Here is a 21048-nt window from a genome sequence, read left to right as displayed (position 1 = left end):
TCTGGCGTGATGCTCGTCGAAGCGCTTGGGTGGTTACCGGGCCCAGCCGATGACCTGGTCGATCTGAAGGTCACGGGTGATGGCGTCGTCGAACTTGGCGCCGGTGACGTCGGTCAGGCCGTGCGGTGGTGCGCCGGTGTTGACCAGCCCGAACTGCCCTGCGGTCAGGTCGGTGTCGCGCAGATCAGCGTCCCGAAGATCACATCCGGCCCAGCTCACGGTCCTCAGCGATGAGCCTCGCAGATCGGCTCCCCGTAGGTCGCACAGCATGAAGGAGCAGCCATCCAGGGTGGCATGGCGAAGGTCGGCTCCGGCCAAGGAGCACCGCTTGAACCACAGATGCATCGCCTGTAGCGAGGTCAGGTCCTGGCCGTCGAACACCTGGCGGGTGACGGTGGTGTAGGGCGGAAGCGCACTGAGCGTCTGCCTCGACGGCCCATCATCAGCCATGGACGCAATTGTGTCACCTCTGCCGACGGTCCGGCCTCTTGATCAACTGGTGGAGACCGGCGATCGGTACGAGCCCTATCGGCCTACCGGACGCCGGTGCACCTCAGGCTCGTGTGAGTCGTTTACGTCGTGAGCGGCTTGTGGGAGCCGGCTACATGGCGACCAGCCAGCCGCCGTCGACCGTGAGGGTGTGGCCGGTGACGTAGGCCGACGCGTCGGAGGCGAGGAAGACCACGGCTCCGGCCAGGTCGGCGGGCTCTCCGACGCGCCCGAGCGGGATATGCGTCCTGACCAGCGAATCCTCGACGTCCTTGGTGGGCAGCAGGTCCGAGGTCATCGCGGTGCGCATGTACCCGGGGGCGATGGAGTTGACCCTGATCCCGTGCTTGCCCCATTCGTAGGCCATGTTCTTGGTGACCTGGACGACGGCGGCCTTGGAGGCGTCGTACACGGAGGACCGCTCGCCGTCCACCACGAGGCCGCCGATGGACGAGACGTTGATGATGCGCCCGCCGCCGCGCTCGCTCATCCGCCGAGCGGCGCGCTGGGCGACGAAGTACGTGCCGCGCAGGTTGATGGACAGCGTGGTGTCGAACTCCTCCGGCGTGGCGCTCAGCGCGTCGTTGCGCAGGGAGACGCCCGCGTTGTTGACCACGATGCCGGGGAACTCGTCTGCGGCGTCGAGCGCGTCGAAGGCGTTGTCGATGCTTTCAAGCGAACTGGCGTCCATCTCCAGCGGCAGGCATTCGACGCCGTTCTCCTCCAGGTACGCGCAGCACCGCCGGGCGGCGTCGAGGCTGACGTCCGAGGCGATGATCCGCGCGCCGGCCGAGCCGAGCGCGCGGCACTGCGCGCGGCCGAGCCCGCCGGCCGCGCCGGTGACCAGGGCCGTCAGGCCGTCCAGGGAGAAGAGCCTGTCCAGGGAGAAGAGGTCGTGCGAGGTGGAAGTGGTGGTGGCCGGCATTCGGTGGAACTCTCCTTCAAGGTGCCTGGCAGGACCGCCGTGAACGGGCTTACAGCCCGTAGTTGGTGAGGATGTCGGCGATCTGCTGAGAGTCGTGCAGCACGTGCTTGCGGATGTGCTCGCTGGCGGACTCCGGGTCTCCCTCGGCGATCGCGGCGGCCAGCGGGCGGTGGTCGACACCGGTCCAGTCGGGGGTCTCCACCACCTTGGAGCAGAAGTACCACTGCCGCAGCGCGAGGTTGAAGTGGATCTCCGCCGTGGCGGCGAGGTAGTCGTTGCGCGTCATCCGGTACATGCTGCGGTGGAACGCCGCGTCGAGGTCGATGCACTGCTGCAGGTCGTCGGTCTCGAACTGCCGCTCGGAGATCTCGGTGAGCCGCTCCTTCTCCGTGCGCGACCCCCGGGTGCACGCGAGCGCGGCGGAGAGCCCTTCGAGCTGGAGCCGGAGCTCCATGACGGACCGGGAGTCCTTCAGCGCGATGTCCGTGGCGAACGTGCCGCTACGCGGATAGATCACGACCAGCTTCTCGAACTCCAGCCTTCTGATCGCCTCGCGCACCGGGGACGTGCCGACCCCGAGGCTGGCCCGCAGCTCGGGCTCGCTGAGCCGCTCACCAGGCATGATCTCCACTCGTACCAGCCGCGACCGTAACCTGGCGCCGGCGGACTCGCTCAGCAGGCTGCCGGCCGACTGCTCGCCGGCGCCCGTCCCGGCGTTGCCGTCGACGTGGGCAGAACTCACTTTTGCGACCTCTCCGCACGAGGTCGCCCCGTCGGGCGGGCCACCGCGTGCACGACTCTCAGCGACCGGTGATCAGAGGTAGCGGGCCTCGCCGGGGCCGCCCGCAGTGGCCGCCAGCACGTCGTCGATGACGGTGGAGATGCCGTTCTCCACGGTGCAGGCGTAGTCACCCAGGGAGTACTCGCCGCCCAGGACCTCCACCACCTTGAGCTCCACGCCGTTGACCGACAGCGCCGGGCCCAGCTCGACCTCGGCGGGCCCGAACGCCTTGTGCCGGAGCGCGAAGTCCTTGGAGGTGTCGCGGGAGATGATCTCGAAGGTGGTGAAGCCGGGGCCGTTGGCCTCGGGGAGAGCGTGGACCTGCAGGTGGGGGTACATCGTCATGTCTGCCCAGGCCTCGTTCGAGTAGCCGTCGTCGGAGGTCATCGAAATGCCGAAGATCAGGTTACCGGCTCTTCTGACCGTCCCCGCAATGGCGTTCCCATCCTGGGTGAGCTCTATCTCGCCGTACTGCTTGGGATAGCCCCACACCTCACGGCCGAACGCGACGCTCCACGGCTGGTCCTCGAACTCGAAGTAGTAGTTGACGCCCACGTGGTCGCGGTACCGGACGGGGATCACCACGCCGGAGTCGTAGAAGGCACCCGGGGTCGCGTTCGCGAAGTCCGCGATCTGCACGACGAAGCGGTCGTCGGCGAGCTCGAACGGGGTCGGCTCGAGCAGCGCTTCGAGGTTCGCCCGGTCGCCCCGGCAGTAGACCGACAGGGTGCGCAGATCCTTGGCCCAGTACGGCTGGTCGCCACTCGGGTAGCCGAGGTAGGCGAAGAAGTCCTTGACGTCGTAGTTCTGCTTCATGATTGGTAGTCCCGTTGTCGTGATGTGTAGAAGAGGCCCGCCAGGAGGGGTCAGTTGCGGCCGGCCTCGTGGATCTTCCGGAGGAACGTCCGGAGTTCGGGCGCGCGAGGAGCGTCGAAGATCTCCTCGGGAGGGCCCTGTTCGAGGATCCTGCCCTTGTGCAGGAAGCAGATCTTGGAGGAGATCTCGCGGGCGAAGGGCATCTCGTGGGTGGTCATCATCATGGTGATGCCGTCCCCGGCCAGCTCGCGTACCAGGTTGAGCACCTCGATCACCAGCTCGGGGTCCAGGGCCGAGGTGATCTCGTCCAGCAGCAGCACCTCCGGGCGCATCAGCATCGCCCGGGCGATGGCCACGCGCTGCTGCTGCCCGCCGGACAGCTGGTCGGGGTAGGCGCCGACCTTCTCCTTCAGTCCCACGCGTTCGAGCATGACCCGGGCGTCCGCCTCGGCCTGCTCCTTGGTCGCCACCCCGGCGCGCACCGGAGTGAGCGTGCAGTTGCGCAGCACGCTCATGTGCGGGAAGAGGTTGAAGCTCTGGAAGACGATGCCGACGCGGCGGCGGAGTCTGACGAGGTCGACGCCCTCGCCGGAGATGACGTCGCCGCCGAGCGAGATCAGCCCGCCCTGGATCGTCTCCAGCCCGTTGACGCATCGCAGCAGCGTGGACTTTCCCGACCCTGAGGCGCCGATCAGGGTGACCACCTCGTGCCGGTCGACGGCGAGGTCGACGCGGTCGAGCACCGTGTTCTCGCCGTACTTCTTGATGACCTGGTCGAGCTCGACGAATGCGGTCCGCACCGGCTCAGCCCCCCTGCTTCTTGCTGCTCGACCGGGCGAGCATGTAGTCGACGAGCCGGGTCTGCGGGATCGTGATGAGCACGAACAGGAAACACACCGCCGTCACCGCGGACAGGTTGAAGTCGTTCGCCGAGTAGATCTTCGCCTGGCTGAACGCGTCGATGATGCCGACCACGATGACCAGCGAGGTGTCCTTCTGCAGCCCGATGAACGTGCTCAGCATCGGCGCCGCGATGTTCCGCGACATCTGCGGCAGGATGACGAACCTCAGCACGTCGGGCTGGGAGAGTCCCATCGACAGCGCCGCCGAGGTCTGCCCCTTGTTGATGGACTCGATGCCCGAACGGTAGAGCTCGGCGTTGTAGGCGCTGTAGGTCAGGGCCAGCGCGACGATCGCGTAGAGGATCGGGCCGCCCTCGCTGAGGACCGGCACCTCGGTGATCGGGAGCCCGAAGCACACCAGGTAGATCAGCACCACCGACGGGATGCCGCGGAAGACGTCGATGTAGGCGACGCACAGCGCGCGGACCGGCCAGAACCCCTTGCCCGGGAGCAGCCTGCCGACGGCGAGCACGAGCCCGAACACCATCGCCAGGACCTGCGCGCCGAGGGCGATCTCGACGTTGACGAGCAGCGCCCTGCTCATGTCCGCCATGCTCTTGGCCATGAACCCGGGGTTGAAGAACGTCTTCTGCACCGCGCCGTCGTTGGTGAAGATGAGCAGGCCCACCAGCGAGACCAGCACGACGAAGCCGGTCAGCCCCAGTGAGGCGATCGACGCGTTCCTCGACCGCGCGGCCGCCTCGCGCGCGGCGACGTACCGCCTGCCCTCCCACTCCTGTTCGGAGAGCTTGCCGCGCCGGTACGCCGTCAGCAGCGGGCCGCCCACGATCGCGGCCGGCAGCACGAGCCCGAGCACCACGCGCAGCGGCTGGGCGGTGGTGACGGTCGCGCCGACCAGCTGGTAGCAGAGCACGAGGGCGAGCAGGGCCAGGACCGCGGCTCCGTTGAGGTACCCGCGCGTGCTCAACGGGCGGGCGTACGCCACGGCCTGGCCGCGGGGGACGTCGCTGCCGGACGTCCGCGCGTGGGAGCCCCGGACGCTCACGGTCACGCCGTCCAGTCGGGCAGCGCGTTGGGGTCGCCGCCGAGGATCGGGTTGAGCCACTTGTTCATGATCGCGTCCAGGGTGCCGTCCTGCTTCATGTCCGCGATGATCTGGTCGACGACCTGGACGTTCGGCGAACCCTTGGGGAAGAGCGGGGCGACGTCGCCGCCGACCGGGTACTGGCCGATCACCTTGAGCTTGCCGCCGGAGCTCGCGGCCCTCGGCATCACGGTGGCCGTGTCGTTCAGGGCGGCGTCGATCTGCCCGGCGAGCACGGCGTTGAAGAGGTCGTCGTTGGAGTTGAACACCCGCACCTGCTTGGGCTTGAGTGTCTCCTGGACGTACTTCAGCTGCACCGAGCCGGCGAGCACGCCGACGGTCGAGCCCTTGATGGTCGCCGCCGTGAGGGCCGAGTCCGGCTTGACCAGCACCCCCGAGTTGTAGGTGTTGTACGGGGCGGAGAAGTCCACCACCTTGCGACGCGCCGGGGTGTCGTAGATGTCCCACACCGCGAAGTCGAAGTCAGAGGACTTGGCGGTGACCAGGGCCTCGAACGAGGCGTTGACCAGCTTGATCTTCTTCAGTCCCGCGCGGTTGGCGATCTCGGCGTCGAGACAGTACATGTACCCGCCGTCCACGCTCTCCAGCGTGTTGCCCCGGTAGCCCGCCGGGTAGGGCAGCGACGCGGCGACGGTGAGCGTGCCCTCCTGCATGGTGGTCAGCTTGTGGACGGTCGGGTTCGCGGTGATCTCGCACTCTCCGAAGGAGGACCCGCTCTTCCCGGCGGCGGAGGTCTCCTGGCCGCCGCAGCCCGCGAGCACAAAGAGCGCGGCCGCCGCGGCCGCCGCACTGCCGATCTTGAACGGCTTGTTCACGCCGCACCTTCCCTGGTTCGTCTGACCGCGCAGCGCCGCACAAGCCGGCTCTACGCTCCGCCCACGTTGATATTTAACTGAAATGTCAGTGATGTGCGGGTGACATTACACAGACGTTGTTGGTTGTGCCAGTGTGGGCGGAGTGTCCGTTATGGAAATGAGGTCTATCGCCGGTCGGCGCGTTCGGGACCGCCTGACCTGCGGGAGACCGCCCCGATGGCAGGGAGCCGGCGCGGGGGGCACGGTGGATCCGACGTGGGAAGGCGTGCCCCTATGGTGGAGGTGGTCGGCGCGGCGATTCGGGCCTGGCGTCAGGGCGGCTTCGACGCCCTGGTCCAGCTTCACGCGGACGGTCGTGCTCAAATGCGATGGTGTGGGCGGTACGCCGTCATTGAACCCCTGAGCGCTTTCGCCCGTCTCAGTGGGCATGAGAGGCATCTGGCTCGTGGCCATGCTCGTGACGCTCGCCGCCTGCGGGACCGAGCCGGCGGCGACCGCTCCCGTGATGCGGTATCAGGCCGACGGGACCGTACTCGCCAACGCCCAGCACGGCCCTCAGCTCTGCGCCGGCGTCGCCGAATCTCTGCCGCCCCAGTGCGGCGGGCCCGACATCATCGGGTGGGACTGGAACGCGGTCGAGCACTCGGCCCAGGGCGGCGTGCGCTGGGGCGAATATCACGTGGTCGGCACTTGGGATGGTGAAAGGCTGACGCTGACCGAGTCTCCGCGCCCCGCCGGGCGCCGCGACGCCCGAGGTGACCGGTCGGCCTTCACCTCACCGTGCCCGAGGCCCGCGGGCGGCTGGCGTCCGGTCGACCCGGCGAAGGCCACCGAGGAGGCGATGGCCGCCGCGATCGCCAGGGCCGAGAAGCTCCCCGGGTACGGGGGCAGCTGGTTGGACCAGAGCTATCTCGAGGAGATCGACGGCTTCGACCCCGGCGACCCTCGATCGGTGGAGCGGCTCGCCAACGATCCCAAGCGGCTGGTGCTGAACCTGCGGTTCACCGGCGATCCGGCAGTCCACGAGCCCGCGATCCGCGAGGTCTGGGGTGGCGGGCTGTGCCTGAGCCGCGCCCAGCGCAGCGCGGCGGAGCTGCGGTCGCTCCAGGAAAGGGCGCAGAAAGAGATCAAGGGCATGTACTCCGCTTCGGCGGACGAGCGGGCGGGCCACGTCACCATCGGAGTCTGGGTGGCCACGCCCGAGCTCCAGCGCGAGGTCGACGATAAGTACGGCAAGGGCCTGGTGGTCCTCGAAGGCTTCCTCACACCGGTGGGCTCGTGAACCCGCATGCGACATCGTCGCGGCCTCATCGCAGAGGTCCCTGAGGCCGGTCCTGCCTTCCCTTCCAGAGCCGAGCCGGTGATCTGTACCGCCGGCCGGTTGTGCGGGCAGGAGGTCAGATGCCCCCGGAGAGGCGGCGGGCTGGGGACAAAGTTCTTCAGACGTTCTTCCGGGCCACCACACGAGATCGCAGGTTGGCAGGATGCTTGCCGACGACAAGGCCACATCGGCCGGGCTTCACGGGCATGCCGGAGGTCCGTCGCAGGTCGCCCGTCCGAGTGCCAGGCTGGTTGACGCAGTGTTGCGCGGCCCAAGCCTGCGGCCAACCTCTCTGATCTATCTCTGGTCCCCCTCGGCGATAATGACCGAGTGGGGAGATGAGGCTTATGTCCCCAGAGCCGGGAAGCCAGCGGTACACGCAGGGTGACGGTTTCGTGCGCGCGGCGTGTTGCTCACCGGGAGCTCGCGGACGAACCCACGCAGGGCTCCGGGTACAGGCGCAAGAACAGGGGGGATCCCCTGTTCTTGCGCCTGTGCTGTTGAACCGGACATCGGAGAGGGGCGCCTCTGGTGATCATCGTGATCTGCCTGGGTGCGGCGTGCCTTCTCGGGCTGGGCTTCGTCGCCCAGCAACACGTCGCGTATCGGGAGCCGTTGGAAGAGATACTGCATCCCCGCCTGCTGCTGGACCTCATCCGCACACCGCTGTGGCTCATCGGGATCGGCCTGATGCTCTGCGGCCAGATCCTCAGTGCGACCGCGCTCCGGGAAACGGAACTGGTACGGGTGGAACCGCTCCTGGCGACGAATCTGCTGTTCGCCCTCACCGCCGCCCACGTGATCTACCAAGAGCACTTCGGCCCCATGGAATGGGTGGGCGCGGTGCTGGTGAGCGGAGGAGTGGCGCTCTTCCTGCTTTTCGGGGAACCCCGCGCGGGCCATCTGCCTGATCCGGTTTCCCCGCGGTTGCTGACGCTGATTCTGGTGGTCATGGTCGCGGCAGGACTCGTCCTTCACGGGCTGCGGTGTTCCCTGCAAACCAAGGCGACGCTGCTGGCCGCCGCCGGACTGCTGTACGGAATCCAGGACGTGCTGACTCGCAGCTCACTGCTCACGCTGGGCAAAGGGCTCGATGCGGTGGCCGAAACCTGGCAGCCGTACGCCATCTTCGCCGAGCGCCTTCGAGTCAGCCAAGTGGCGCTTGCGGGCATGGTGACCGGCTTGATCGCGATGGTTGTGGGCATCGTCATCCTTGGGCGGTCTCCGTTCCTGGCCAAGTCGCAGCAGGACGCTGTCCAACGCCGGGACGAGGGGGCTCAATGATCTCTGTGGTGCTGGCGTTGCTCGCCGCGGCCTGCAATGCGACCGCCTCGGTGCTGCAACGGCGCGCGGTACGGTCGGTGCCCCAGTACAAGGCGTTCCGGCCGGCCCTCGTCCTGGCCTTGATCCGCAACCGGGTATGGCTCGCCGGGATCGCCGCGCTCATCGGAGGCTTCGTCTTCCAGGCCGCCGCGCTGTCGGCCGGAGCCCTGGCCCTCGTGCAACCTGTTCTGGTCATCGAACTCCCGTTCACCATGGTTCTGCTGTCACGGATGTCGGGTGTGAAACTCGATCGGCGATCCTGGCTGGCGGTGGGGACGATGACCCTCGGAGTCAGTATGTTCCTCGCCAGCGCCGCGCCCGGCCCCGGACGGCAGACCCCCACCTCGGCGGAATGGGTGATGGCCACCGTCGTGACCATCGGCACCGCCATCGGGCTGGTGATGGTGGCACGACTGTTCACGAGTGCCGGCCGGGCCGCCGCCCTCGGGGTGGCCGCTGGTGTCGGGTTCGCCTTCACCGCCACCTTCATCAAGGAGAGCACCTCGATCTTCCAGAGTGATCCGGCCGCACTGCTCGCCTCCTGGCAGTTGTACGCGATGGTGGTCGCGGGTCTGTGCAGCCTGTTCCTGCTGCAGAACGCGCTACAGAGCGGCCCCTTGGTCGCCGCACAGCCGGCACTGACCGTCAGCGATCCTGTGGCCAGCATCCTCTACGGCACCACGATGTTCGGAGAGCATGTCCGTACGGGCACCTGGATCCTGCTCGAAGCCACAGGCATCGCTTTGATCATCTATGGCAGCTTCCTGCTCGCCAAGTCGGCCCCATCCGGGCTCGGTCGAAAGCCGCCCCGACGCGGGCATGAGAGCCGTCTCGGACGGTCCCGAGGTGAACGAGGTCGATGACCGGCGACCGAGCAGGCCGCCAAGCTCGTCCCCCATGAGGCGGTGCCCGAACGGGACAGCTGGAGAGGTCTGTGGTCCAGCCCGATCGTCAACGTGCACGCCACCTACGACCGTCGCGTCGAAGGGCCGGGCAGCGGCGCGCTGCGCCCTGCGGATTGCCCGCTTGTCCTACCGCCGCGCCGCCGAGTGTTCCGAGCTGGCGACCCAGCGGAAGTAGCGGAGAGAAAAGGCCGATCGGTTTCGGACCGTCCCCCGACGTCCACGACCCGAGCCGCCACCCACGCGCGGAACTCCGCGTCGACCTCGGCGAAGTCCTTCCACTGGTAGACCCGGCGGATCTCACGCTGATGATCGAACGGCGACTCCCTCCGCTCGGTGTACCGCTTCACTGTCTGAATTCCTCAGACAACCACAGGGAATCTAAGACGCTTCCGCCCGATCAGCTCGGGGTCGGCCGAGGACGCTGTCGGCTCAGCGGGGTGACCTGGACGCGTGGTCCCCATCGGAGGGCGCATTCCCGCCGGTACGGCTTGGCGAAGGCGTGCAGCAGGATGAAGCGGGGCACCGCCGGCACGACCCGCACGACCACCTCATAGCCCTCCGGATCGAGGCTGTCGATCAGCCAGTGGCCCTCCCGGCCGAGTTCCCTCTTGGACTTCGTCGCCACATGATGGGTGTTCGTGTAGCCGTCCCACTGTGCCCGGGTGATGCTGCGCGAGACGATCGGCATCATCTCCTCTTCTTCCCGTCGCAGATGCGGGTCGAGAACGGATCGCAGTGACTCGATCACACCGACGAGACCTTCCCGGGCCGTGCTGGAGCCGTCGGCCGCGTAGGCAGCGGCGGCCTTCTCCACCCGGTCGATCTCCGGAGCGATCCGAGCATGATCGGCATCCATCTGGTCCAGCAGGTCGCCGGCAGCGGGATTGCGCGCCCGCACGATGGGCCACAGACCCCGATCTTCGCCGATGTGGTGGCTGTGCAGGAATTTCATCAACCACTCGACATGGGCCGCGATGGCCACCCGCTGCCGCTCAAGCGGGGGCGGCGTCGACGAGAGCGCCCTCGTGGTCCGCTCGAGGTCGCGGCGTAACGCGCCGTGGATGATGCCCATTATTCGCGTATCGGCCGGTCGGTCATTGTTCGCCGTCATCGAGGCGGCTCCCTTCTGGATGGTCAGGGTTCCCTGGATGATCTCCATCAGCCCGTCCGCCGGACGGCGCTCCAGCCCGGCCGCCGGATCGAATTCTTGGCACCCGTACGTTCTAGAAGACGACTTTGGCTTGGCGGACGACGGTGAGGGCGGCCTCTGTGCCGGATACAAGTTCCAGCGGCACGTCGTCGTCGCGACCGGACAACGCACGCATGTATGCCACAGTGTCCGTTCGGACGACCGCCGTCGGCTCGCCCGAGCCGATCAGCCACGAGCCACCCCCTGGGCCGGCGAGCTCCAACACGACCGGTGCCGCGGACCAGGCCAGGGCCAGGTCGCGGATGACCTGCTCGACGATCTGCCGGTCGTGGTCCCCGATGGTGATCTGCAGCCCCGCCGCCCGGGCCAGGTCGATGCGATGCATCCACAGGTCACGGTTGTAGATGACGTCGAGCAGGTAGCCGACGGCCAGCGGCGGTACACCGGGTATGCCGGCGTTGATCTTGATGCGGCGCATCGGGCTCGGCCTCTGCCGGCGGGCGCGTACGGCACGAGGCCACAGCAGCGCGAAGCGTTCGACCAGTGCCGGTCCGGCTTCGGCGGCGTGGTCGTCGATCTGCACGGCCATATGAGCGTCCAAAGCGATCTTGCCGGGGTACCGGCGTCGTCCCACCAGTTCCCGGCGCAGCATCGTGCCGAGGTGGATGTTGTCTTCGCACTGGGCGACGAGGTGGGCGACCATGGTGCGCACGTCCCATTCGCCGCAGTCGGTGGGACGCCTCCAGTCGCCGTCGCCAAGCGCTCCGAGCAACGCGAGGGTGGCGCGGCCCTCGGCCTCGGCGATCACGGCCGACTGGTCGCGGTCGGTCTGCGGCAGGTGCGCGGCTTCCGTGAAGGATTCACTCATCGGGCTCGCCCTTCTCAGCGGCGTAGTAACGGAAGAACATATCCAGTGCCGTAGGCGTGAGCCGGGTGAAGCGTCCCTTTCCGGCCGGCGCGGACGGTTCGTTGGAGAGTTGCTGGCTGATCACACCGGACATGAGCACCGTGAAGAGGGCGACGCCCTCCTCGCTCGCGGCGGCAGGCGCCAGTTGTCCGGCGTCCACAGCCGCCCTCAGCGCCTCACCCAGGACCTCCAGCTGACGTACGGCGGGCCCGAACGCCTGAGGGGAAGGCTCGAATCCGGGCACCGGTCGCCAGTACAGGAGCTGCGCGAGCACCGGGTTGGCCACCACCCACGCGATGGTCGCCTCCTGGCCCGCGGCGATGGCCCTTCGCGGATCCTCGGCGAGCCTCGGCAGGTACGGGTCCAGGACTTCGACCATCTGTCGCGTCCCGCGCTCGAACAACGCGTCGTAGATGGCCAGCTTCGACGGGAAGTACTGATAGAGCGACGGTGGACGCATGCCTACGCGCCGTGCGACCTCCGCGAGGCTGAGCGCGGCCACGCCCTCTTCGCCCATGACCTCGATCGCGGTGTCGAGGATCTCCTGAACGGTCTCGTTGCGCCGACGGAGCCTACGATCTTCCCTCATGCCACTAGTAAAACCTAACGGCATTAGGCAGGTCAACTCCTGTTTGGAGATTGGAAGACGCCCTCCAGCGTCGGTCACGCTGGCCAAGCCAAGGCCGCGGTTCTGCACTGTGCCGCAAATCATCACTAAGATCGTGCGAGCTGATCAACCCGCCCCTCCCCCGGAAACCAGTGCGCAGATTTCCGGGGGAGGGAGCACTGGATGGGCCGACCGGGGTGTGCCTAGTTCCCTAGAATCCTATGTGCTTCGGTCAAGGCTCGATCGTTCATCTTTCGCAGACTAGCGATGTTCGACTTATGTTTCACAAGCGCCGCCGTATAGTATTCATCTTCGATCTTACGGCGACTTTTTGAATAACCGAGAGTTGAATCACACTTGGCATCGGATGTCGCCAGCTCGATTTCTTTGCTGTGTGCCTCCTCGGAGCTGAGCCTGTGGAGCGCATGTCCGCTCGCGGCTAGTTCGCGGGCAGATTCTGGATCTTTGATTCCCTTATAGCCGGACTTGTCCATGCAGTCCGACCATCGCCGATTTAAATCAGCAATTCGGGGGTCCGAACTTGCGTGCTGACGTGCTTCGATAGCGAAGAACCCGGCGAATGCGCCCCACTTCAGCCAGTCCGCTAGGGATCCGTATAGCAGCGAGCGCGCTTGAGAGAGGCATCCATCGCTCGAAGTATCGGTAGTGCCTCCTTGTGGCAGGGTCACACTGACGACAGGGGCATCCTCTTTCCCGAAGAAAGCCTCTCCCCACCTCTGCTGATCAGTTGCGGAGAGTTCACCGAAGCCCGATGTATCGGTGTCCTCGGAAGTTTGGAGGCGTTCCTTGGAGCGATATCCAACTCTGCTAGCCTCACTGAGAGGAGTGCCATAGGTGTCGGACCCCAGGGTCGGATTCACGTCGTGCGCCGGAGCCTTGCGCTTGACGTATGGCAGTCCTTTGCCAGTCATGCAGCGATAGATAAGTTCCTCTGTTACGGCATGACGAATGCCAGCCCCGGCGAAGAGGTCCTCAACTGCCTGCATTATCTCGGGATCATGGCCAGGTAGGCGATCGGAGACCTGTAATGGGGGAGGTTCTTCGTCGCGAGTTTGGGCAATGGATGATGTGATGATGGACGCTGCGCCAACTGCACCCAACGTGCCCAGAATGCATCCAGTCAACAGCCACTTCTTACTGCTAGTCATTAACTTGCTTCTCCTTGGTTACAACTGGAACTAACGCCCTTATGGCTATTTCCTGCCCCGGATGTCATCCCTGGTCCAGTAGAGGCAAGATTTTGATTTTCGCATGAGCGCGTCATATTCGTCGTGAGACTCGGCGGGAAGACCTTCGCGGTACTTCTCGGCGGGGATCACGGCCTCAAGCGTTCCACCTTGGTTGAGCACCCAGCTCCGTCAGCCAAGCAGGACGCGCCGGTTACATCGGGGCCGTACTCGGCAAGAGCCTCCGCGATGGCGGCCTGAATCAACGTGGAAGTCTCGGCGGAAAGTCCGCGATGACCTGAGGTGGCGATATAAACCATGATCCACCTTAGAGAAGGGTTGCCCGGAGCCGGTCATCAAAAGTACGGACATGGCTGGTGAGAGGACCGGCGTAGTCACGTCGGACTGCTCCTATCGCCGGGCCAATTGTGGCTCTGCGGCGATCTGCGCCACGCTACGGAAATCGCGCCCGGAAGTCTCCTTGTCGGTCCTTTACCGCGGCGGCGCGCCAGGTCAGAGCCGGCGGAAGGCCGGCGGCTCTCCGGGTGAGGAGCACCCGGGCAGGGGCCGGTCGCGGAGGAAGGCATAGCTTTGGGCGAGAACGCATCAACCCGCGACTGTTCAGGTGGTGAACTGATTGATCCGCGACCCGCGCCGGATCCTGGTGACCGGCGCGGCGGGCAGGCTCGGGCGTGCCACGCTCGGCCTGCTCGCCCATGAAGGCGTTCCGGCGACCGCACTGGACCTCGACGACCCCGGGAACCTTCCGGCCGACCGGGTGGTGACCGGCAGCGCGGGGGACGTGGAGGCCGTGCGCGCCGCCCTGGACGGGGTGGACACCGTGATCCACTGCGCCGCGCTTGCGGCGCCGAGCCTCGGCACGGCGGAGCAGGTGTTCGCCGGGAACACCCGGGCCACCTTCGTCGTCCTTGAGGAGGCGGCCCAGGCGGGCGTGCGGCGGGCCGTGATCGCCAGCAGCTTCTCGGTACTCGGCCTGCCCTGGTCGCCGCGCGAGCTGCATCCGGCGTACGTGCCGATCGACGAGAACCTGCCGCTCCAGGTGGAGGATCCGTACGCGCTGTCGAAGCAGGTGGACGAGGCGACCGCCGCGATGATGGCCCGCCGCTACGGCATGGACTCGGTGGCGCTGCGCTTCCCCCTGCTCGGCGGACCGGCCGACCAGCTTCCCGGCCGGGCGGCGAACTACGCCGCCGATCCTCGGTCGGGCGCGCACGAGCTGTGGACCTATCTCGACACCAGGGACGCCGCCCGGGCGAACTGGCTCGCCGCGACCCGCCCGGTGACGGGCGCCCAGGTGCTGTTCGTCGCCGCGCCGACGACCCTGGCCCCGCAGCCCACCGAGGAGCTCCTCGACCGGTTCCACCCCGGCGCCGAACGACGGGCACCCCTGCCGGGCCGTACGGCGCCCATCGACGTGAGCGCCGCCGCCGCCCTGCTCGGCTTCCGCGCCGAGCACCTGTACCCGGTCGAGCCGGCCTCCGACCTGGTGATCCCGTGAGCGCGCCCGCGGACGGCGTGATGCCGCAGACCCAGGCGCCCTGGCCGGCGCGCGACGGCCTCCGCGTCACCGGCGTGCGGCCGATCGTGACCGCGCCGGAAGGCGTCCCGCTCGTCGTGGTGCGGATCGACACCAACGACCCCGGGCTGTACGGCCTCGGGTGCGCCACCTTCACCCAGCGGTTCCACGCCGTCGCGACGACCGTCGAGCGGCACGTCGCGCCCATGCTGATCGGCCGGCACCCGGCCGACATCGAGGACATCACCCGCATGGTGCACCTGTCGTCCTACTGGCGGGGCGGCCCGGTGCTCAACAGCGCGCTGTCCGGCGTGGACCAGGCGCTGTGGGACATCGCGGGCAAGCGTGCGGGCATGCCCGTCTACGAGCTGCTGGGCGGGCGGGTGCGGGCGGCGGCCGAGCTGTACCTGCACGCGGGCGGCGCCTCGATGTCCGAGACCATCGCCGAGGCCCACAGGATCGTCGCCGACGGGTTCCGGCACGTCCGGGTGCAGGTCGGGCAGCCGGGGCTCGGCAGTTACGGCGCGCCGGGGAAAGGGGGCGGCTACCCCGGCCGCCCCAACCCCGACGGCTGGGACGTCCAGCACTACCTGCGCACCACGCCAGAGCTGATGGCGAGGGCACGGGCCGAGCTGGGGGAGGAGATCGAGCTGCTGCACGACGTGCACCACCGGCTCACGGTGAAGCAGGCCTTCGGCCTGGTGCGCGCGCTGGAGCCCTACCGGCTGTTCTTCCTGGAGGACCCGATCCCGCTCGAGCTGTACGACCGGCTTCCCGAGGTACGGGCCGCCGCGCCGATGCCGATCGCGGTCGGCGAGCAGGTCTCCTCGGTCGCCGACGCCGCCCGCCTCGTCACCGGGGGCGGCGTCGACCTGCTGCGCGTGCACGTGTCGGCGGTGGGCGGGCTCACTCCCGTACGCAAGCTGGTGGCGCTGTGCGAGCTGATGGGCGTGGGCACCGCCTGGCACGCGCCCGCCGACGTCTCGCCGGTCGGCGCGGCGGCCAACGTGGCGCTCGACGTGACGACCCCGGCGTTCGCGATCCAGGAGGGGCACGTCTACAACGACGCGACCCTGGAGGTCTTCCCCGGCACGCTCGTACCGCGCGGCGGCTACCTGTACCCGAGCGACGCGCCCGGCTGGGGCGTCGACCTCGACGAGGCGGCGGCGGCCGCCCATCCGCCGGTGACGCACCTGTTCGAGCGCTGGGCAGCCACGGTCCGCCGTCCCGACGGCGGGATCGAGGCGCCATGAGGAAGGGCCGGGCGCCCTCCGCTGGGGAGGGCGCCCGGCCCCGCATATCGGTGTCACCGCTCGCCGTGGGCCCGGCGCCTTCGCCGGCCGGGCGAGCGGTCAGGGACCGGCGATTCCTGGGTGATCCGCTGGGCACGGTCTCCCGTGCCTAGACATTGAAGATGCTCACTCCTCCGGGCCCGACCAGCAGGCCGACCACGATCAGTACCACGCCCCACAGGATGTCACGGCGGGCCAGGAGGACGTAGATGCCAGAGATGACGAGGACGACTGCGAGGATCCACAACAAGGTAGCCATGACCAGGCCGCTGCCCGGGCGCCGGACCGGTAAACGGGACCGGCCCGCCCAGGCGGTCACGTCAGTCGTCGTCGCATTCCTCGTCGTCGTCATGCTCCGACGCGTCCTCCTGCGCCTTCTCCTTCTTGGAGCTCGGCTTCCTGTGCTTCTTCGGGATGATGACGATGACCTTGAGGGTGATGTTGCAGATCTTGGCGTGCTTGCACAGCGCGTTCTGGACGGTGGTCGCCCCGCCCGCGGTGCTGGCCGAGGTGTGCTGGAAGCCGTGGTTGCTCGAGGGGCTGTTGACGGAGAAGATGTTGCGGTTGCGGGTGCCGTTCCCGTCGTGGCTGCGCACCCCGCCGCGGTCGTCATCGTCGCCGCCGCCGTCTCTCGCGGTGTGCTGGGTGGAGGGGCGTTCCGCGCGTGCGCTCGCCGGGGACGGCGTGATCACCCCGATCAGCGTCGTCAAAGCGGCTACACCCGCAAGAAAGCACACAGCGACGGTTCTCCGGGCGAGACTAATCCGGTAATGCTGACAAATCATTCTTTGTCGCCCCCTGCTGGATCGGACTGAGTCCAGGCAGGGAGTTCCCTCGATCCAGACCCGATCGCCAACATACCGGCCATCGGGGCGTAGGTCGCGTTCCCGGTGATTCACCCCCAGATTATTACCGCATCATTGCCCTGGGTAATGGTTAAATCCGACAAGCTACCTGAAAACCTATTGAATACCGAAATAGACCACGTGCCGGAATGGGCCTTCCGGGCGGCGCACTACCGATGCTTCCGGAGGTTCAACCGGGCCTTCTGGACGATCTTGCAGATACGCACCTTCTTCTTGCAGATGGCCGACTCGGTGTGGCTGTTTCCACCCAGGGTGGTGTTCGACACGTTCTGCAGGCCGGTGATGACCGTGGGGCTGAGGATCTCCGAATAGCTCTTGTTGCCCCGGCCGTTTCCGTTACGCATGTGGATGGGGCCGTGGTCGTCGGTCACGAGGGCCGCCAGGGAGCGCCGGGGAGCCGCCCCCGTCCCCGCGCTCGCCTGTGACGGTGACGCGACGGCCGCCGCCGCCGCGATCACCAGCGCGGCCAGCGCCAGCCGCCGTACGTGGACGGGCACATCGGTAAGCGGGCTCTCCGCGCGGTGACGAGTCATCTCGCTGGGCACCTGCCCCTTCAGGTCTTATGGCGGCGGGTACTTGGATTGGTCGGCATTTGGGCGATGTCAACTCCATACCCGCGCCCACAGGCCGAGTGATCCACGACGAAGATGATTACCTGGGCTTTGTCATAAAACGCCGGAACTCGTCAGCCTCGGACGAGGGCCCGCGAGGCCGCGAGGGGCGATCAGATCCCGCCCGCGGCCGGGGGTGTAAGAACAAAACAGGCATCAACCAGACGTATTCGCGTCGTCACCTTATGCTGTGGCCTATCGGGGATGCCCCCTCTCGGCGTGACCGTGATCACTGCCCGGCGATGACCCGGCCCGGGCTCTGAAGGGGTGTGCAGCCGGGTCGCCATCGTCCGCACGGACGACGAATCGAACGCGAGGGACGGCAATGGCAGTTAAGGGCGGCCAGTGCGGCAGATGTCGCGGAGTTCTCACCGCTATCGATCCCGGCCGCTACACCCTGGTCCGGGCGCGGCTCATCCTCACCCACGGCTACTGCCAGTGCGCCGGTGAGCGGGCCGACTTCACGACTGCTCAGGCAGGCGCTCCCGCGGAGGCTCCCGCCGCCGTGCGGCACATCAGGGCGAGGCCGTACGCGAGCGCCTCCCGCACTGCCGAGCCGCCGCGGAACGGCGACGGCAGGGCGGAAGGCCCCGAGGGGCAGGCCGACCGGCGAGCGCAGGGGGCCGGAGTGGCGCGCTGACCGCCTGAGGGCATCCGGGGGTGGCCCGCCCTCAGGCGCCGGGCGCTCCCGGCCGTTCCCCCGCGAACACCGCGGCGCGCCGGCGGATCTGCTCGGCCCTGGCGTGATGGGAATGGTCGTCTTCGCGGGCGGGGGCTCCGGTGCGCGGGACCGCTCCTGCTTCCAGGGCGGCGTGGGAGACGGCCAGTCGCTCGTGGACCTCGGCGAGGGTCGCCCAGGTGACCTGGATGCGCGCGTGCAGCGTCTCCAGCCGCTGCCCGGCCTCCTTGCGCAGCCGCTCGGACCTTTCGAGCACCGGTCGCATGGCATCCCTTGCGACCGGGCCGCCCTGCCCGGCGGCCTCCGGCCACGTCGTGCCCGCAGGCGTGGGCACCGCGTCCGTACGGGCCGGGGCGCCGGTGCGGGCCCGGGTGGCGCGCTCGGGCCCGAGGCGGCGGAAGACCCCGACGTGCCGGCCCGGCGCCACGGGGTCGCCCGCGTCCATCCCGGTCTGCTCGCGGGCGATGACCTGGGGGAAGCCGGGGTCGTCCGGCGGCCAGAGCATGCCGAGCAGCCTGGCGACGGTCGGGGAGGCGGCGATCACCAGCTTGCCCCCGGCCGCGAGGAGGTCGGAATGGGTGCGGGCCAGCGCCCTGGCTCCTGCGATGTCGCAGAACCGCAGCTCGCCGGCGTTGACCAGGATGTGCAGGACCCCGCCGGCCACCAGGCGCCGCAGCGCGGAGTCCAGGCGGTCGCAGTTGGCGGCGTCCACCTCACCCGTCAGCGTCACCACAGCCGTGTCCGCATGACGGTGAACAAGATGGACGGACATCTCCATTGAGCCTCAAATCATCTAAAAGACGCTTGCTCGGTCCCGCGATTCAATGTTAGGCGCACGACGACCGGATATCGGCCTGATGTGGCCGACGCGACCGACGTCATGGCCGAGGAGGCCGAGCAGGCCAGGGAGGCGCCGCGCACCAGGCGGAGGCGTCAATCGCGTATCGGCGGGGCGGGGAGCGGCGCAGTCCCCCCGGGACGGTCGCCGGCGGGCCTAGGCTAGAGCACCGTGACGCCGGGCCAGGACCGCGAGTTCCACGATCTCCTTTTCATGCTGAGGGAGACTCGGGGATTTGATTTCTCGGGATATAAGCGCACCACTCTCATGCGCCGCATCGGCCGGCGGCTCGAGGCGCTCAACCTCCGCGACTACGGGGAGTACCGCGACCATCTGGAGCTTGAGCCCGATGAGTACAACAGGCTGTTCGACAGCCTGCTGATCAACGTCACCGGCTTCTTCCGCGACCCCACCGCCTGGCAGACCCTGCGCGAGGTCGTGGTCCCGTCCCTGCTGGCCGGCAAGGGAGAGAGCTCGGCGATCCGTGTCTGGAGCGCCGGGTGCGCCACCGGCGAGGAGGCCTATAGCCTGGCGATGTTACTGGCCGAGGAGCTCGGCATGGAGCAGTTCCGCCGGCGGGTCAAGATCTATGCCACCGACCTGGACGAGAAGGCCCTGCAGGTCGCCCGCTCCGCCCTGTACAGCGAGCGCAGCCTGGACGAGGTCCCCTCCGAGCTGCGCGCCTCCTACTTCGAACCGGTGGAGGAGGGCTTCGCCTTCCGGCGTGACCTGCGGCGCCAGCTGATCTTCGGGCGCAACGACCTGACGCGCGACGCGCCGATCTCCCGGGTCGACCTGCTGCTGGCCCGCAACACCCTGATGTACTTCAACTCCGAGACGCAGCGCGGCATCGTCCGGCGGTTCCACTTCGCGCTGTCCGATCCCGGCTACCTGTTCCTCGGCAAGGCCGAGATGCTGCTGAACCACGGCGACAAGTTCGCGCCCGTGGAGCTGCGCATGCGGGTGTTCAAGAAGGTCGGAGCGTCACCGATCGGTGCGCGGGCACCATGGGGAGGCGGCACGATGTCGCCGCATCGGCAACCACACGACTTGGCGCTCCAGGCGGCGGCGCTCGCCTCCGGCCCGGTCGCCCAGATCATCATTGACCGCTCGGGGAACGTCGCGATGGTGAACTCTCTCGCCGAGATCTTGTTCACCCTGAACCCGCGTGACATCGGGAAGCCGTTCCAGGACCTGGAGGTCTCCTACCGGCCCGCCGAGCTGCGTTCGGTGATCGAGCAGGTGCGGCTGGAGATGCGGCCCGCCGACCTCCAGGACATCAGCTGGTACCGCCCGAGCGACAAGGAGGCGAGGGTCTTCGACATCTCCGTCGTCCCCCTCCTCGACCGGCCGGGCGGAGAGCTGGCGGGCGTCGGCATCAACTTCCACGACGTGACGCACTACCGCAGGCTCCGCGACGAGCTCCAGCAGGCGAACAGGGAGCGGGAGCACGCCTACGCGGAGCTGCAGTCGCTGAACGAGGAGCTGGAGACCACCAACGAGGAGCTCCAGTCGACCAACGAGGAGCTGGAGACCACCAACGAGGAGCTCCAGTCCACGAACGAGGAGCTGGAGACCATAAACGAGGAGCTCCAGTCGACCAACGACGAGCTCCAGCAGATCAACGACGCGCTGAACTCCCGCAGCGAGCAGCTCGACCAGGCCAAGGACTTCGTCTCCTCCGTCGTGCGCAGCCTCGGCGACGCGGTCACGGTGGTGGACGCCGACCTGCGGGTGCTGGTCTGGAGCCCGGGCGCCGAGGATCTCTGGGGCCTGCGGCACGACGAGGCGGTCGGCCGTCAGCTGACCGAGCTGGACATCGGCCTGCCGGTCGCGACGTTCCTGCCCCAGCTGCGCCGGCCCCCGGGCGCCCCGCCCCCCGCGAGCCAGGGCACCACCGAGATCGTCGTGGACGCCGTCAACCGGCGCGGGCGGCCCGCCCGCATCGAGGTCGAGCTCTCGTGGCTGTACGCCGAGGACGCCTCGCCGAGGGGGGTCATCCTCGTGATGAACCTTCTCCCCGGCGAGTGA

22 protein-coding genes are annotated in these 21048 nt (G+C 67.9%); 7 read left to right on the top strand and 15 right to left on the bottom strand.

Going from position 1 to position 21048, the window contains the following annotated elements:
- Positions 1–33: 33 nt before the first annotated feature.
- The 7 genes from ACOZ38_RS22330 to ACOZ38_RS22300 form a co-directional block, all read right to left on the bottom strand.
- Positions 34–450 (bottom strand): pentapeptide repeat-containing protein, encoded by a 417-nt coding sequence (locus ACOZ38_RS22330; protein WP_424533130.1) that lies wholly within the window; start codon positions 448–450, stop codon positions 34–36.
- 151 nt (positions 451–601) lie between these two features.
- Positions 602–1414, bottom strand: coding sequence for an SDR family NAD(P)-dependent oxidoreductase (locus ACOZ38_RS22325; RefSeq protein ID WP_424533129.1), 813 nt, complete (start codon positions 1412–1414; stop codon positions 602–604).
- 49 nt (positions 1415–1463) lie between these two features.
- The gene (locus ACOZ38_RS22320) at positions 1464–2156 is read right to left on the bottom strand and encodes a GntR family transcriptional regulator (protein WP_405149823.1); all 693 of its coding nucleotides are present in this window, start codon (positions 2154–2156) and stop codon (positions 1464–1466) included.
- Positions 2157–2228: 72 nt separating this feature from the next.
- Positions 2229–3011 (bottom strand): acetoacetate decarboxylase family protein, encoded by a 783-nt coding sequence (locus ACOZ38_RS22315; RefSeq protein ID WP_424533128.1) that lies wholly within the window; start codon positions 3009–3011, stop codon positions 2229–2231.
- Between the two features lie 50 nt (positions 3012–3061).
- Positions 3062–3811 (bottom strand): amino acid ABC transporter ATP-binding protein, encoded by a 750-nt coding sequence (locus ACOZ38_RS22310; protein WP_424533127.1) that lies wholly within the window; start codon positions 3809–3811, stop codon positions 3062–3064.
- Positions 3812–3815: 4 nt separating this feature from the next.
- Entirely contained in the window at positions 3816–4925 is a 1110-nt protein-coding gene (locus ACOZ38_RS22305; RefSeq protein WP_424533126.1) for an amino acid ABC transporter permease, read from the bottom strand.
- A complete protein-coding gene (locus ACOZ38_RS22300; protein ID WP_424533125.1) occupies positions 4922–5794 on the bottom strand; it encodes an ABC transporter substrate-binding protein in 873 nt (290 codons plus the stop codon). The genes ACOZ38_RS22305 and ACOZ38_RS22300 overlap by 4 nt, the downstream gene beginning before the upstream one ends.
- Before the next feature lie 427 nt (positions 5795–6221).
- On the opposite strand from ACOZ38_RS22300, the gene ACOZ38_RS22295 reads away from it, so the two are divergent.
- The 3 genes from ACOZ38_RS22295 to ACOZ38_RS22285 all read left to right on the top strand — a co-directional run bounded on the left by ACOZ38_RS22295 (position 6222) and on the right by ACOZ38_RS22285 (position 9301).
- Positions 6222–7076 carry a hypothetical protein gene (locus ACOZ38_RS22295; protein ID WP_424533124.1) on the top strand — a complete coding sequence of 285 codons (855 nt, stop codon included), beginning with the start codon at positions 6222–6224 and terminating at the stop codon, positions 7074–7076.
- 570 nt (positions 7077–7646) lie between these two features.
- Positions 7647–8399, top strand: coding sequence for a DMT family transporter (locus ACOZ38_RS22290; RefSeq protein ID WP_424533123.1), 753 nt, complete (start codon positions 7647–7649; stop codon positions 8397–8399).
- Positions 8396–9301 (top strand): DMT family transporter, encoded by a 906-nt coding sequence (locus tag ACOZ38_RS22285; protein ID WP_424533122.1) that lies wholly within the window; start codon positions 8396–8398, stop codon positions 9299–9301. Before ACOZ38_RS22290 ends, ACOZ38_RS22285 begins: the two co-directional genes overlap by 4 nt.
- Positions 9302–9740: 439 nt before the next feature.
- Here the strand turns inward: ACOZ38_RS22285 and ACOZ38_RS22280 are convergent, their stop codons facing one another.
- The 4 genes from ACOZ38_RS22280 to ACOZ38_RS22265 form a co-directional block, all read right to left on the bottom strand.
- Positions 9741–10502 (bottom strand): hemerythrin domain-containing protein, encoded by a 762-nt coding sequence (locus tag ACOZ38_RS22280; RefSeq protein WP_424533121.1) that lies wholly within the window; start codon positions 10500–10502, stop codon positions 9741–9743.
- Positions 10503–10566: 64 nt separating this feature from the next.
- Positions 10567–11361, bottom strand: coding sequence for a maleylpyruvate isomerase family mycothiol-dependent enzyme (locus tag ACOZ38_RS22275; RefSeq protein WP_424533120.1), 795 nt, complete (start codon positions 11359–11361; stop codon positions 10567–10569).
- Positions 11354–11989 (bottom strand): TetR/AcrR family transcriptional regulator, encoded by a 636-nt coding sequence (locus ACOZ38_RS22270; protein ID WP_424533119.1) that lies wholly within the window; start codon positions 11987–11989, stop codon positions 11354–11356. Before ACOZ38_RS22270 ends, ACOZ38_RS22275 begins: the two co-directional genes overlap by 8 nt.
- Positions 11990–12210: 221 nt before the next feature.
- A complete protein-coding gene (locus ACOZ38_RS22265; protein WP_424533118.1) occupies positions 12211–13176 on the bottom strand; it encodes a hypothetical protein in 966 nt (321 codons plus the stop codon).
- A gap of 655 nt (positions 13177–13831) precedes the next feature.
- Between ACOZ38_RS22265 and ACOZ38_RS22260 the strand changes: the two genes are divergently transcribed.
- Positions 13832–14713, top strand: coding sequence for an NAD-dependent epimerase/dehydratase family protein (locus ACOZ38_RS22260; protein WP_424533117.1), 882 nt, complete (start codon positions 13832–13834; stop codon positions 14711–14713).
- Entirely contained in the window at positions 14710–15984 is a 1275-nt protein-coding gene (locus ACOZ38_RS22255; protein WP_424533116.1) for an enolase C-terminal domain-like protein, read from the top strand. Before ACOZ38_RS22260 ends, ACOZ38_RS22255 begins: the two co-directional genes overlap by 4 nt.
- Before the next feature lie 148 nt (positions 15985–16132).
- Here the strand turns inward: ACOZ38_RS22255 and ACOZ38_RS22250 are convergent, their stop codons facing one another.
- The 3 genes from ACOZ38_RS22250 to ACOZ38_RS22240 all read right to left on the bottom strand — a co-directional run bounded on the left by ACOZ38_RS22250 (position 16133) and on the right by ACOZ38_RS22240 (position 17422).
- On the bottom strand, positions 16133–16282 hold the full coding sequence (locus ACOZ38_RS22250) for a GPGG-motif small membrane protein (RefSeq protein ID WP_358552277.1): 150 nt from the start codon (positions 16280–16282) through the stop codon (positions 16133–16135).
- A gap of 61 nt (positions 16283–16343) precedes the next feature.
- Positions 16344–16733 carry a hypothetical protein gene (locus ACOZ38_RS22245; protein ID WP_424533115.1) on the bottom strand — a complete coding sequence of 130 codons (390 nt, stop codon included), beginning with the start codon at positions 16731–16733 and terminating at the stop codon, positions 16344–16346.
- Between the two features lie 305 nt (positions 16734–17038).
- Positions 17039–17422 carry a hypothetical protein gene (locus ACOZ38_RS22240; protein ID WP_424533114.1) on the bottom strand — a complete coding sequence of 128 codons (384 nt, stop codon included), beginning with the start codon at positions 17420–17422 and terminating at the stop codon, positions 17039–17041.
- Between the two features lie 403 nt (positions 17423–17825).
- Between ACOZ38_RS22240 and ACOZ38_RS22235 the strand changes: the two genes are divergently transcribed.
- On the top strand, positions 17826–18140 hold the full coding sequence (locus tag ACOZ38_RS22235; protein ID WP_424533113.1) for a hypothetical protein: 315 nt from the start codon (positions 17826–17828) through the stop codon (positions 18138–18140).
- A gap of 31 nt (positions 18141–18171) precedes the next feature.
- Here the strand turns inward: ACOZ38_RS22235 and ACOZ38_RS22230 are convergent, their stop codons facing one another.
- On the bottom strand, positions 18172–18951 hold the full coding sequence (locus ACOZ38_RS22230; RefSeq protein WP_424533112.1) for an STAS domain-containing protein: 780 nt from the start codon (positions 18949–18951) through the stop codon (positions 18172–18174).
- A 237-nt stretch (positions 18952–19188) separates the two neighbouring features.
- On the opposite strand from ACOZ38_RS22230, the gene ACOZ38_RS22225 reads away from it, so the two are divergent.
- Positions 19189–21048: a CheR family methyltransferase gene (locus ACOZ38_RS22225; protein ID WP_424533111.1), complete on the top strand. Its 1860-nt coding sequence runs from the start codon at positions 19189–19191 to the stop codon at positions 21046–21048.

This window comes from Sphaerisporangium viridialbum (assembly GCF_049674955.1).
Taxonomy (GTDB): Bacteria; Actinomycetota; Actinomycetes; order Streptosporangiales; family Streptosporangiaceae; genus Sphaerisporangium; species Sphaerisporangium viridialbum.
This window is presented reverse-complemented; position numbering and strand designations above follow the sequence as displayed.

Coding starts and splice junctions, on each gene's coding strand:
- ACOZ38_RS22240 (WP_424533114.1), bottom strand. CDS start 17,422: ATGACTCGTCACCGCGCGGAGAGCCCGCTTACCGATGTGCCCGTCCAC.
- ACOZ38_RS22315 (WP_424533128.1), bottom strand. CDS start 3,011: ATGAAGCAGAACTACGACGTCAAGGACTTCTTCGCCTACCTCGGCTAC.
- ACOZ38_RS22270 (WP_424533119.1), bottom strand. CDS start 11,989: ATGAGGGAAGATCGTAGGCTCCGTCGGCGCAACGAGACCGTTCAGGAG.
- ACOZ38_RS22265 (WP_424533118.1), bottom strand. CDS start 13,176: ATGACTAGCAGTAAGAAGTGGCTGTTGACTGGATGCATTCTGGGCACG.
- ACOZ38_RS22230 (WP_424533112.1), bottom strand. CDS start 18,951: ATGTCCGTCCATCTTGTTCACCGTCATGCGGACACGGCTGTGGTGACG.
- ACOZ38_RS22285 (WP_424533122.1), top strand. CDS start 8,396: ATGATCTCTGTGGTGCTGGCGTTGCTCGCCGCGGCCTGCAATGCGACC.
- ACOZ38_RS22280 (WP_424533121.1), bottom strand. CDS start 10,502: ATGGAGATCATCCAGGGAACCCTGACCATCCAGAAGGGAGCCGCCTCG.
- ACOZ38_RS22250 (WP_358552277.1), bottom strand. CDS start 16,282: ATGGCTACCTTGTTGTGGATCCTCGCAGTCGTCCTCGTCATCTCTGGC.
- ACOZ38_RS22275 (WP_424533120.1), bottom strand. CDS start 11,361: ATGAGTGAATCCTTCACGGAAGCCGCGCACCTGCCGCAGACCGACCGC.
- ACOZ38_RS22235 (WP_424533113.1), top strand. CDS start 17,826: ATGGCAGTTAAGGGCGGCCAGTGCGGCAGATGTCGCGGAGTTCTCACC.
- ACOZ38_RS22325 (WP_424533129.1), bottom strand. CDS start 1,414: ATGCCGGCCACCACCACTTCCACCTCGCACGACCTCTTCTCCCTGGAC.
- ACOZ38_RS22330 (WP_424533130.1), bottom strand. CDS start 450: ATGGCTGATGATGGGCCGTCGAGGCAGACGCTCAGTGCGCTTCCGCCC.
- ACOZ38_RS22295 (WP_424533124.1), top strand. CDS start 6,222: ATGAGAGGCATCTGGCTCGTGGCCATGCTCGTGACGCTCGCCGCCTGC.